Annotated in this window: 12 protein-coding genes; all 12 read left to right on the forward strand. The window is 70.7% G+C overall.

Annotated features, from left to right (window positions below; genetic code table 11):
* Positions 1 to 32: 32 nt before the first annotated feature.
* The gene (locus KO717_RS29615; RefSeq protein ID WP_301372410.1) at positions 33 to 383 is read left to right on the forward strand and encodes an STAS domain-containing protein; all 351 of its coding nucleotides are present in this window, start codon (positions 33 to 35) and stop codon (positions 381 to 383) included.
* A complete protein-coding gene (gene glgX, locus KO717_RS29620; protein WP_301372411.1) occupies positions 380 to 2,527 on the forward strand; it encodes a glycogen debranching protein GlgX in 2,148 nt (715 codons plus the stop codon). Before KO717_RS29615 ends, glgX begins: the two co-directional genes overlap by 4 nt.
* A gap of 16 nt (positions 2,528 to 2,543) precedes the next feature.
* Positions 2,544 to 2,855: an STAS domain-containing protein gene (locus KO717_RS29625; RefSeq protein WP_030008825.1), complete on the forward strand. Its 312-nt coding sequence runs from the start codon at positions 2,544 to 2,546 to the stop codon at positions 2,853 to 2,855.
* Positions 2,852 to 3,325: an ATP-binding protein gene (locus KO717_RS29630; protein ID WP_301372412.1), complete on the forward strand. Its 474-nt coding sequence runs from the start codon at positions 2,852 to 2,854 to the stop codon at positions 3,323 to 3,325. Before KO717_RS29625 ends, KO717_RS29630 begins: the two co-directional genes overlap by 4 nt.
* Entirely contained in the window at positions 3,307 to 4,566 is a 1,260-nt protein-coding gene (locus KO717_RS29635) for a PP2C family protein-serine/threonine phosphatase (protein WP_301372413.1), read from the forward strand. The genes KO717_RS29630 and KO717_RS29635 overlap by 19 nt, the downstream gene beginning before the upstream one ends.
* The gene (locus tag KO717_RS29640; protein ID WP_301372414.1) at positions 4,567 to 5,322 is read left to right on the forward strand and encodes a MinD/ParA family ATP-binding protein; all 756 of its coding nucleotides are present in this window, start codon (positions 4,567 to 4,569) and stop codon (positions 5,320 to 5,322) included. It abuts the gene before it with no gap.
* A 71-nt stretch (positions 5,323 to 5,393) separates the two neighbouring features.
* Positions 5,394 to 6,134 carry a type 1 glutamine amidotransferase domain-containing protein gene (locus KO717_RS29645; RefSeq protein ID WP_189740370.1) on the forward strand — a complete coding sequence of 247 codons (741 nt, stop codon included), beginning with the start codon at positions 5,394 to 5,396 and terminating at the stop codon, positions 6,132 to 6,134.
* Positions 6,135 to 6,168: 34 nt separating this feature from the next.
* Positions 6,169 to 7,662 (forward strand): aldehyde dehydrogenase family protein, encoded by a 1,494-nt coding sequence (locus KO717_RS29650; protein WP_301372415.1) that lies wholly within the window; start codon positions 6,169 to 6,171, stop codon positions 7,660 to 7,662.
* A 36-nt stretch (positions 7,663 to 7,698) separates the two neighbouring features.
* Positions 7,699 to 8,313 carry an NADPH-dependent F420 reductase gene (locus KO717_RS29655; protein ID WP_301372416.1) on the forward strand — a complete coding sequence of 205 codons (615 nt, stop codon included), beginning with the start codon at positions 7,699 to 7,701 and terminating at the stop codon, positions 8,311 to 8,313.
* Positions 8,314 to 8,315: 2 nt separating this feature from the next.
* Positions 8,316 to 8,840: a (2Fe-2S)-binding protein gene (locus KO717_RS29660; RefSeq protein WP_301372417.1), complete on the forward strand. Its 525-nt coding sequence runs from the start codon at positions 8,316 to 8,318 to the stop codon at positions 8,838 to 8,840.
* Positions 8,841 to 8,845: 5 nt separating this feature from the next.
* On the forward strand, positions 8,846 to 11,251 hold the full coding sequence (locus KO717_RS29665) for a xanthine dehydrogenase family protein molybdopterin-binding subunit (RefSeq protein WP_301372418.1): 2,406 nt from the start codon (positions 8,846 to 8,848) through the stop codon (positions 11,249 to 11,251).
* Positions 11,248 to 12,081: an FAD binding domain-containing protein gene (locus KO717_RS29670; RefSeq protein ID WP_301372419.1), complete on the forward strand. Its 834-nt coding sequence runs from the start codon at positions 11,248 to 11,250 to the stop codon at positions 12,079 to 12,081. Before KO717_RS29665 ends, KO717_RS29670 begins: the two co-directional genes overlap by 4 nt.
* Positions 12,082 to 12,110 lie beyond the last annotated feature (29 nt).

Here is a 12,110-nt window from a genome sequence, read left to right on the forward strand (position 1 = left end):
AACGGGGGGCGCCCCAAACAGAGGGGAATGCAATGACTCTCAACGTCAAGGAACGCCGGAACAAGACGGGCACCGTGCTCGTCGCCACCGGCGAGATCAACAGCGAGACATCCGGATCGCTGCTCCAGGCACTGCTGCCGCTGGTCCGCGAGGGCAAGCCGCTGAAGATCGACCTCACGGCGGTCTCCTACGTCTCCAGCGCGGGCCTGCGCACCCTGCTCGTGGTCTACCGCGAGGCGCAGCACGCCGGTGTCGCGGTCACCCTCTACGGGGTGAGCGAGGAAGTCCGGTTCGTCATGTCGGCCACCGGGTTCCTCGACTTCTTCGAGACCGGCGAGGCCGTCGCCGCGGCCGCCAAGGCCAAGGCCAAGGCCGCGCGATGACCGAGACCCGGTCCGAGCAGGTGCTGCGCGTCGACGCGTACCCGACCCACGAGGTGGGCGGGTACCGCGTCCGCGCCGGCAAACCGTTCCCCTTCGGGGCCAACGTGGTCCCCGGCGGGGTCAGCTTCTCCGTCTTCTCCGACCAGGCCACCTCCATGACCCTGGTCATCTTCAAGCGCGGAGAACCCGAGCCGATGGCCGAACTGGAGTTCCCCGAGGAATTCCGCACCGGCAGCGTCTTCGCCATGACCGTCTTCGGCCTCGACCACGAGAACATCGAGTACGGGTACCGGGCCGACGGCCCCTACGACCCGGTCACCGGCCACCGCTTCGACGCCCGGCAGGTGCTCTCCGACCCGTACGCGCGGCTGATCGCCGGCCGGGACGTGTGGGGCGTGGAGCCCGACCGCAGCCGCGGCTACCAGTACCGCTCCCGCGTCTGCCTCCAGGACTTCGACTGGGGCGACGACACCCCGCTGGGCATCCCCGCCGAGGACCTCGTCGTGTACGAGACCCACGTGCGAGGCTTCACCCGGCACCCGTCCTCGCAGGTCACCGCACCCGGCACGTTCGCGGGGCTGCGCGAGAAGATCCCGTACCTGAAGGAACTCGGGATCAACTGCATCGAGCTGCTCCCGGTGTTCGAGTTCGACGAGAGCGACAACCCGCGCACCAACCCGGAGACGGGCGAGCAGCTCTTCGACTACTGGGGCTACAACACCGTCTCGTTCTTCGCGCCCAAGGCCGGCTACGCGGCCACCGGACGCTACGGCATGCAGGGCGACGAGTTCCGCACCCTGATCAAGGACCTGCACGCGGCCGGCATCGAGGTCATCCTCGACGTCGTCTTCAACCACACCGCCGAGGGCAACGAGCAGGGTCCGACGATCTCCTTCAAGGGGCTCGACAACGCCACGTACTACATGCTCACGCCCGAGGGGTACTACTTCAACTTCAGCGGCACCGGCAACACCGTCAACTGCAACCACCCCGTCGTGCGCAACTACGTGCTCGACTGCCTGCGCCACTGGGTCGCCGACTACCACATCGACGGCTTCCGCTTCGACCTGGCGGCCATCCTCGGCCGGGCCCTGGACGGCACCCCGCTGCCCAACCCGCCGCTGCTGGAACTGCTCGCCTACGACCCGGTCCTGCGGCACACCAAGCTCATCGCCGAGGCCTGGGACGCCGGCGGCCTCTACGAGGTCGGCAACTTCCCGGCGTACGGCCGCTGGGCCGAGTGGAACGGCAAGTACCGCGACACCGTGCGCAGCTTCCTCAAGGGCGACCCCGGCGTCACCGGCGAGCTGGCCACCCGGATCGCCGGCTCGCCCGACCTGTACGCCACCCGCGGCACCGCTGCCTCGGTCAACTTCCTGACCGCGCACGACGGCTTCACCCTCGCCGACCTGGTCTCCTACAACGACAAGCACAACGAGGCCAACGGCGAGAACAACAACGACGGTGCCAACGACAACAACAGCTGGAACTGCGGCGCCGAGGGACCCACCGACGACCCGGAGATCAACACGCTGCGCACCCGGCAGATGAAGAACGCCCTCGCGATCCTCTTCACCAGCCAGGGCATCCCGATGCTGCTGGCCGGGGACGAGGTCGCGCGCACCCAGCAGGGCAACAACAACACGTACTGCCAGGACAACGAGCTCTCCTGGTTCGACTGGGACCAGGTCGACGACAACGCCGAACTGCTCCGGTTCACGCGGGAGATGATCGAGTTCCGCAAGCACCACCGCGAACTGCGCTCCACCGCCCACCCCACCGGGCAGGTCCGCGAGCACCTGGGCCTGCCGGACATCAGCTGGCACGGGGAGCGGGCCTGGCAGCCCGACTGGTCGGCCGAGAGCCGGCTGCTGGCGGTGGCCCGCTGCGGCACCGGCGACGACGACGTGGTGTACGTGGCCATGAACGCGCACTGGGAGTCGCACGACCTGGAACTGCCCGCCCTGCCGGGAGGCCGGAGCTGGCACCTGTTCGCCGACACCGGGGCCGAGGCACCGTACGACATCCGCACCCCCGGGGCCGAACAGGAGCTGGACAACGCCGGGAAGTACCTGATCGGCCCGCGCTCGGTCGTGATCCTGGTGGGCCGCACGAACGACCGCGACGACCTCGACACGCCCTGACCGAAGGAGACCTGACATGCCGCTTTCCGTGTCCCTGAGCATCGAGGGCGACACCACCGTGATCGAACTGACGGGCGAGCTGGACGCCAAGACCGCGCCGGACTTCCACCGGACCATCGAGAAGGCCGCCGGCCACGGCACCCAGACCGTCGAGATCAGGATGGCCGGCGTCGGCTACATGGCCAGCGCCGGACTGCGCTCCCTGGTCTTCGCCCAGCAGAAGGTCGCGAACGACGTCACCATCAAGGTGGTCGGTGCCATAGAGCCTGTGTCCCGGACCATCCGGACCGCCGGGCTCGACCGGAGCATCGTCCTCTCCGATGAGTGACCACCGTGACTGACATGGTCGAACTGGCGAGGACGTCCTGCGTACTGGAAGTGCCCGCAACGGTGGGGGCACTGGGCGAAATCGCCACGTTCGTCCTGCGGCTGGCCGGAACGGCGCGCCTGGACAAGGGCGCCACCTACCGGCTCCGGCTGGCCGTGGACGAACTGGCCACGAACGTCGTGATGCACGGGTACCGGGGCGGCGACGGACGGATCACCGTCCGCGGCCGCTCCGGCCCGGGCGGGGTGCAGATCGTCATCGAGGACACCGCACCCCCCTTCGACCCCGTCGAAGGCCGCCTGCCGCCCGCCCCCGGGGTCCCCCCGGAGGAACGGCGGATCGGCGGCCTCGGCATCCACCTGGCACTGACCAGCGTGGACGAGTTCGGCTACGCGCACAGGGACGGCCGCAACATCAGCACCCTGACTGTGAAGGCTGAGGGGACGGACCGATGCCCTCCACGACCGTGATCATCCTCGACGTGTACCCGCCACCGCCGCCCGAGCTGCTCGACGCTCTGCGGACGATGGACGCGGCACTCGTCACCCGCTCCCTGGCGGAGCTGCGCGAAGGCGCACTGGAACTGCTGCCCGTCGCGGACGTGCTGCTCGCCCCGGCCGAGTCCGACGGGGAGGCGGTACGGATGGCCGTACGCCGGCTGCGCCGCTGGGCCGGGGCCCCCATCGTGGTCGTCTGGACCGTGACGGAGTTCGCCGCCCTGGAGGAGCACGTCCGGATCGGGCACGACTACCTCGTACCGCCCTTCCTGCCCGCCCTCGTCGGGGCCCGGCTGCACAGCTGCTCGGAGCGCGCCGGACTCGGCCGCACCCTGCGGGAGGCCGACGCCCGCGCCGAACTCATGGGCTACGAGAAGGAACTGGAGATCGGCCGGGAAATCCAGGCGGGCTTCCTGCCCGAATCGATGCCCGTCCCCGACGGCTGGGAGATCGACGTGCGGTTCCGTCCCGCCCGGCAGGTCGCCGGAGACTTCTACGACGTCTTCGAGATCTCCCGCGGCCGTCGGCTCGCCTTCGTCGTCGCCGACGTCTGCGACAAGGGGGTCGGAGCCGCGCTGTTCATGGCGCTCATCCGCTCCCTGCTGCGGCACACCGCGCAGAACAGCGGCCTGCAGCACCTGGTCGCCGCCGGCCGCGCCGGCGGCAGCCGCCGGATCCCGGTCGTCGGCGCCACCCCGCTGCTCAACGCGGTCACCGCGACCAACGGCTACCTCACCCGCAACCACCTGCGGCAGGGCTACTTCGCCACCCTCTTCTTCGGGGTGCTCGACCCGCTCACCGGCAGCCTCGTCTACATCAACGGCGGTCACAACCCGCCCCTGCTGCTGCCCGCCGACGGCAGCCCGCCCGTCGCCCTCCACATCACCGGACCGGCCGTCGGCATCCAGCCCGACTGCGTCTACACCCTCGGCTACGCCCAGCTCGACCCGGGCGACACCCTGTTCGCCTTCACCGACGGGGTCCCCGAGGCCCGCTGCCCGAACGGCAGCTTCCTCGGCGACGACCGCATGCTGGAACTGCTCGCCGGGCCACCGGTCAGCGGCAAGGACGTGGTGGACCGGATGGACCTGGCGGTGCGCGAGCACACCGGCACCGCCGAACAGCACGACGACGTCACCATGCTGGCCCTGCACCGGCCACGCGCGGCGCGGGGGCCGCGCGCGGACGGTGCCGGCACCCGGGTGGTGGCCTAGATGACCCGCACCATCGTCGTGCACTCGCACCGCGGTGGGACGGGCAAGTCCTCGGTACTGGCGAACCTCGCGCTGCTCCTCGCGGCCGAGGGACGCCGGGTGGGGGTGGTCGACACCGATATCCAGTCACCCACCCTGGACCTGCTGTTCCGCCTGGGGCCCGGCCCCTCCCTGACCGACTACCTGCTCGGCCGCTGCGAGATCGAGGCCACCGCCCAGCAGACGGGCACCGTTTCCGGTCAGGGGGGTCTGTACGTCGTACCGGCCCGGACCGGTACGGCCGCCCTGCGCGAGATCATGGCCGGGGGCTACGACGTGGGGCTGCTGCCGGAGGGCTTCGACCGGCTGGCCGCGCACCACGCCCTCGACGTGCTGCTGCTCGACACCCACGCCGGGCTCAACAACGAGTCGGTGACCGCCATGGCGAGCGCCGACGTACTGATGATCATGGCGCGGGCCGACCGGATCGACCTCTCCGGGGTCGAGGAGACCATCGCCCTCGCCGGACGCCTGACCTGCCGGCGGACCCTGGTCCTGAGCATGGCCCCCGAGGGCATCGACCGCGAAGCGGCCCGCCGGCGCTCCGAAGCGGTCTACGGGGCGCCACTGGCCGGAATCCTTCCGTACTCGCCGGAAATGGCGGCCCTGTACGGGGAACGCATATTTGCCGAAGCCCACCCCGACCACCCCCTGGTCGGTGAATTCCGCACCATCATCTCGGCGTTGGACGCACGTGACGAAGTATCGCGGGCCTGACGTCATCCCCCTATACGCCCCCTGCGGGTGGCGTGTTGAATCGGCAGCGAATCCAGAACAAGGAGAGAATCATGAAGATTCTCGTCGTCATGACGGCCAAAGCCACACTTCATCTGCTCGACGGTGAACAGCACCCCTCGGGATTCTGGGCCGAGGAATTCGTCGTGCCCTTCTCGCTCTTCAAGGCGGCCGGCCACGACGTGGACGTGGCGACGATCGGAGGCCGGGCGCCGACGGTCGACCAGACGAGCATCGACCCCCAGTTCCTCCAGTGGGTCCGCCCCCAGGGCTCGCCGGACGAGGACGCGGCCAACGCCGCCGAATACGTCCGGGTCATCGAGAACACCCCCCAGCTGAGAGCCCCCATCGCACTGGAGACCCTCACCGAGAAGGACATCACGGACTACGACGGGGTGTACGTCAGCGGCGGTCACGGCGCCATCGGTGACCTCCCCAAGTCCGACGAGCTCGCCCAGATCCTGCGCTGGGTCATCGCACAGGACAAGCCGCTCGCCACCGTGTGCCACGGCCACACCTCGCTGCTCGCCCTGCGCGACGGCGAAGGCCGCTGGCCCTTCGAGGGCTACCGGATGACCGCCTTCTCGCACAGCGAGGAACTGGTCACCAACATGGCCGGCCGGCTCCCGCTGATCCTGGAAGTGGAACTCACCCGGCTCGGCGCGCGCTACGAGAAGGCCGAAGCGATCTGGGACTCGCACGTGGTCGTCGACCGCAAGCTGACGACCGGCCAGAACCCCTACTCCTCCAAGGCCCTCGCCGAGACCTTCTTACGGCAGCTCGCGAAGGGCTAGTACCGCCCCCCGCACCCGAAACCGGAAGGCAGCCATGACCAAGCGTGAGCTGAGCGGCCAGCCCCTCGCCAACCCCGGGAAACTGTTCATCGGCGGCGCCTGGGTCCCGGCCCAGGACGGCCGTACCGAACCGGACATCAGCCCCGTGGACGGACAGGAGATCGTACCGGTGGCCCAGGCCGCCGCCGTCGACGCGGACGCGGCCGTCGCCGCCGCCCGCACGGCGTACGAGGAAGGCCCCTGGAGCAGACTGTCCGCCCAGGAGCGCGCGCTGCGGCTGAACCGGGTCGGTGAGCTCATCGAGCGCGACCTGGAGGAGATCGCCCTGCTGGAGACCGTGGACATGGGCAAGCCGTTCGCGTTCTCCAGCACGGTCGACGCCCCCATGGCCGCCCAGCTCATGCACTACTACGCCGGCGCCGTGACCCGCGTCGACGGCTCCTCGCGCGCCCCGGCCGGCGGCCAGCTCGCCTACACCCTGCGCGAACCGCTGGGCGTGGTCTGCGCCATCACCCCGTTCAACTTCCCGCTGCTGCTGTCGATGACGAAGATCGCACCGGCGCTCGCGGCGGGCAACACGGTGGTCCACAAGCCCTCCCCGGCCACCCCGCTGACCGCGCTGAAGATCGCCGAGCTCTTCCAGGAGGCGGAGATCCCCGACGGGGTGCTGAACGTCATCACCGGTCCGGGCGTGGAACTGGGGGAGACCCTCACCGGCCACCCCGACATCGACAAGATCGCCTTCACCGGTTCCACCTCGGTCGGCCAGACGATCATCCGCAAGGCGGCCGGCACCCTGAAGAAGGTGACGATGGAGCTCGGCGGCAAGTCCGCCAACATCGTCTTCGCCGACGCCGACCTCGACGCCGCCGAGGAACTCGCCTTCTTCGGCATCTACTACAACAAGGGCGAGATCTGCACCGCCGGCTCCCGGCTGCTGCTGCAGCGCCCCATCCACGACGAGATGGTCGAACGCCTGGTCCGCCGGGCCGCCGACCTCAAGCCCGGCGACCCGCGCGACCCGGCCACCCTCTTCGGACCGCTGGCCCACCGCGGACAGTTCGACAAGGTCAGCTCTTACATCGAGGTCGGGGAGAAGGAAGGCGCGATCCTGCGCACCGGCGGCAGCGGCTGGACCCCCGAGGGCGCCTCCAACGACCTCTCGGCTGGCTTGTACTTCCTGCCCACCATCTTCACCGGTGTCGACAACGGCATGCGGATCGCCCAGGAGGAGATCTTCGGCCCCGTCCTGTCGATCATCCCCTTCGACACCGAGGAGGACGCCGTACGCATCGCCAACGACAGCGCGTACGGCCTCGCCGCCGGCGTCCACACCAAGGACCTGCGGCGCGCCCACCGGGTCGCCTCGCAGATCAAGGCCGGCACGGTCTGGGTCAATTGCTACAACCAGTACGACCCCGCCGTGCCCTACGGCGGCTACAAGGCCTCCGGCTACGGCCGCGAGTGCGGCCCCGAGTCGCTGGAGAGCTACACCCAGACCAAATCGGTCTGGATCGGCATGGACTGAGAGCGCGACCGAGACCCCCATTCCCGAGGAGCGGCAATGCGGACAGGCATCATCGGCACCGGGCGGATCGGCTCGATCCTGGCCAGGATCCTCGTGGCGGCAGGCCACCAGGTCGTCCTCGCCAACGCCCGGGGCCCGCAGACCCTCGGCCCGCTCGTGGCCGAGCTGGGACGGGCGGCCTCGGCGGCGCACCCCGCCGAGGCCGCCGACCGGGCCGAACTCCTGGTGCTGATGGTGCCCTTCGAACGTGTCCGCGGGCTGCTCCCGCCGTACGCCGTGCAGGACAAGGTGCTGGTGGACGCCACGAACGCGTTCGGCGGCCCCGGCACCCCCGCCGACCTCGGCGGGCGCGGCTCCAGCGACCTGGTCGCCGAGTGGTACCCCGACGCCCAGGTGGTCAAATCCCTGAACACCATGCATTTCGAAACCCTCGCCGTCGCCGGCACCGCCCCCGGAGAACGCCTGGCGCATTTCACCGCGGGCGACGACGCGAAAGCGAAGGAAATCGTCGCGGGAATCATCACGGATCTGGGATTCGCACCCGTGGACACCGGCCCGCTGCACTCCGGAGGAATTCTCCAACAGCCCGGCGGGCCCCTTTTCAACCGGCCGCTCACGGAAGCGCAGGCGCTGGCATGGATATCACGCTGAATGTGAACGGAAGACCCGAGCAGTTCTCGGCGCAGCCGAACGAACTGCTCGTGGAACGGCTCCGCGACGGCCTCGGCCTGACTGGCACGAAGGTCGGCTGCGACACCGGCCAGTGCGGCACCTGCGTCGTCCGGCTCGACGGCAGGTCCGTCAAGAGCTGCCTGGTCCTGACCGTCTCCGCCGCCGGCGGCGAGGTGGCCACCATCGAGGGCGAGACCACCCGCGGCGGTGAACTGTCCGGCCTTCAGGAGGCCCTGCGCCAGGAGCACGGCACCCAGTGCGGCTTCTGCACCCCCGGCATGGTCATGGCCCTCGGCGAACTCGTCGACTCCACCGCCGGCGGCGAGGCCCCCACGGAACCCGAGATCCGCGAGTGGCTCACCGGCAACCTCTGCCGCTGCACCGGCTACCACAGCGTCGTACGGGGCGTGCAGCGCGCCTGCGCGGCCGCCCGGGCCGAGGCGCCCACCGGTGTTGCCGAGCCCGCCGCCGTCGCCGCGTCCACCGCTGCCGGACAGGAGGTGTGAGGGACATGACCGCAGTGACGGGGGAGGCCCCGGCCACGGGGAACGGCGTCCTCGGACAGCCGCTGGACAGCCGTGAGGATCCGCAGCTGCTGCGCGGCGAGGCCACGTACGTGGCGGACATCGACCTGCCGGGCACCGCCCACATGGCCATCCTGGGCAGCCCGGTGGCGCACGCGAAGATCCTCTCCATCGAGACCAAGGCCGCCGAGCAGCTGCCCGGCGTGCTCAAGGTGGCCACCGCCGCCGACTTCACCGACGTCATGCCGCTGCCCTGCATCTGGATCCCCGGCGGCGTCGAGAGCCACTTCCCGCCCCACCCCTACGGACTTCCCGGCGCCCGCCCGGTCCTCACCGGCGACACCGTGCGCCACGTGGGCGACCCCATCGCCGTGGTCGTCGCCGAGACCCCGCGCCAGGCCACCGCAGCGCTCGCCGCCATCGCCGTCGAGTACGAGCCGCTGCCCGTGGTCACCCGCGCCGACGAGGCGCTCGCCGAAGGCGCGCCGCAACTGCACGAGGCCGTCCCGGGCAACCTGAACGCGTACTGGACCTGCGGCGACAAGGACCGCACCGACGCGGCCATCGCCGAGGCCGAGGTCACCGTAGAGCTCGACCTGGTCAACCAGCGCACCATCAACAGCCCCATCGAGCCGCGCGGCGCCGTCGGCGACTACAACGCGGCCACCGGCGAGTACACGCTCTACGCCTCCACCCAGGGCCCGCACAACCACCGCTTCCTGCTCTCGGCGCTGGTCCTCGGCATCCCCTTCAACAAGCTCCGGGTGATCGCCCCGACCGTCGGCGGCAGCTTCGGCACCAAGGGGTACCTGTACCCGGACATGGCGCTGGTGCTACTGCTGTCCAAGGCGCTCGGCCGGCCCGTGAAGTGGGTGGACACCCGCACCGGGCTGATGAACTCCACCGTCCAGGGCCGCGACCACCGCCAGCACGTGACGCTCGCCGGCACCCGCGACGGCCGGATCACCGCCGTGCGCTGCACCAGCTACGCCAACCTCGGCGCGTACCCCTCCACCATCGGCCCCGGTGTCGCCACCGCCCTGATGGGCCGCTCCATCAGCGGCATGTACGACATCGACGCCGCCTTCTGCGAGGTCTACGCCGCCTTCACCAACACCGTCTCGCTCGGCGCCCAGCGCGGCAGCGGACGCGCCGAGGCCGCCTTCCTCATGGAGCGCCTCGTCGACCGGTACGCCTCCGAGATCGGCATGGACCCGGCGGCCGTCCGCCGCAAGAACCTGGTGCCGAAGGAGAAGTTCCCGTACGACAACGGCCTCGGCTGGACCTACGACTCCGGGAACTACCAGCTGAACTTCGACAAGGCCATCGAGCTGTCCGGCTACGCCGACATGCCCGCCCGCAAGGCCGAGGCCCGCACCCGCGGCAAGCGGCTCGGCGTCGGCCTCGCCACCTACGTCGCGATCTGCGGGGTCGGCCCCTCCACACGGATGTCCCAGGAGGGCATGCTCGGCGGCACCTGGGAGAGCGCGAACATCCGCGTCCACCCGACCGGCGAGGTCACCGTCATCGTGGGGTCCGCCTCCACCGGCCAGAGCCACGGCACGGTCTTCGCCCAGGTCGCCGCCGACGAGCTCGGCATCGACCCGGACACCGTCCAGGTCCTGGAAGGCGACACGCAGAAGGCCCCGTACGGGCAGGGGACCTACGGTTCCCGCTCCTACAGCATGGCCGCGCCCGCCGTCGCCCTCACCGCCCGCAAGATCAAGAGCAAGCTGATCCGGGCCGGCGCCGTCTTCCTCGGGGTCCCCGAGGACAAGGTCGTCTACGAGGGCGGCCGCGTCTACGAAGAGGGCAACGAGCAGAACACCAAGACCTTCGCCGAGCTGGCGATGTCCATGTGGTACGGCTGGGGGCTGCCCGCGGAGATCGAACCCGCCCTCGACGAGACCACCCACTTCGACCCGCCGGACTTCAACTACCCCTTCGGCACGCACGTCGCGGTCGTCGAGATCGACGAACTGACCGGCGAGACCGAGGTGGTGTCGTACACCGCCGTCGACGACGCCGGCCACATCGGCAACCCCAAGATCGTCCTCGGCCAGATCGAGGGCAGCATCACGCACGGCCTCGGCCAGGCCCTGATGGAGGCCGCCGTCTACGACGAACAGGGCCTGCTCGTCAGCTCCGACCTGACCACCTACGCCCTTCCGCGCGCCGCCGACGTGCCCTTCTTCACGCTCGACAAAACCGTCACGCCCAGCCCGCACAACCCGCTCGGCGCCAAGGGCGCCGGCGAGATCGCCACCGTCCCGCCCGCCGCGGCCGTCGTCAACGCCGTCGTCGACGCCCTGTCCGACCTGGGCGTCCAGCACATCGACATGCCCCTCACCCCCGAGAAGGTCTGGCGCCGCCTGAGAGGGGAAGCCCAGTGATCCTCACCGAGTTCGACTACGTCCGGCCCGCCGACCTCGACGAGGCGCTCACCCTGCTGTCCGGGACGCGCGGCGCCCGGATCCTGGCCGGAGGCCAGAGCCTGCTGCCCGACCTGCGCGCGGGAGCCGACCGGGCCGCGCTCCTGGTCGACATCCGGCGGCTGGAGGAGCTGCGCGGCATCTCGCGCACGCCCGACGGCACCCGGCTGCGGATCGGGGCCCTCACCACGCTCGCCGAGCTCGCCGCCGACCCGCTGGTGCTCGCCGAGGCCCCGGAACTGGCCGCCGCGGCCCGCGCCAACGGCGACCCGCAGGTCCGCAACCTCGGCACCGTCGGCGGCAACCTCGCCGCCACCGGGCGGGCCACCGACCTGCCGGTCGCCGCCATGGCCGCCGACGCCGCGGTCGAACTGGCCGGCCCCGGGGGGCGTTCCACCCTGACGGCCGAGGAGTTCGCCGCCGGCAGCGCGCCCGCCGGTACCGTCCTCACCGCGCTGCTGGTGCCGGCCGCCGGCCCGGCCGCCGCCTTCGAGAAGACCGCCGACCGCGCCACCCGCTACCCGGTGTGCGCCACCGCCGTACGGATCACCCCCGGCGGGCCGCGCATCGCCGTCACCGGGGCCACCTCCCGGCCCTTGCGGCTGCGCGGGGTCGAGGACCGCCTGCGCGGGGGCCCGTACGGCACGGAGGCCGTGCTCGCGGCCTTCCGCGCCGAACCCAGGGAGCTCTTCGTCCCCGGGCGCGGCACCTCGGCCGAATATCTGGGTCATCTCGTGGGGGTTCTCACGGCCCGAGCCTTGCAGAGGGCCGAGCAGGCTTTCGACCGATAGCCCGAGAAGGGCACACCACGGGGCCCGGC

The sequence above is a fragment of the Streptomyces xanthophaeus genome, assembly GCF_030440515.1.
Lineage (GTDB): Bacteria > Actinomycetota > Actinomycetes > Streptomycetales > Streptomycetaceae > Streptomyces > Streptomyces kutzneri.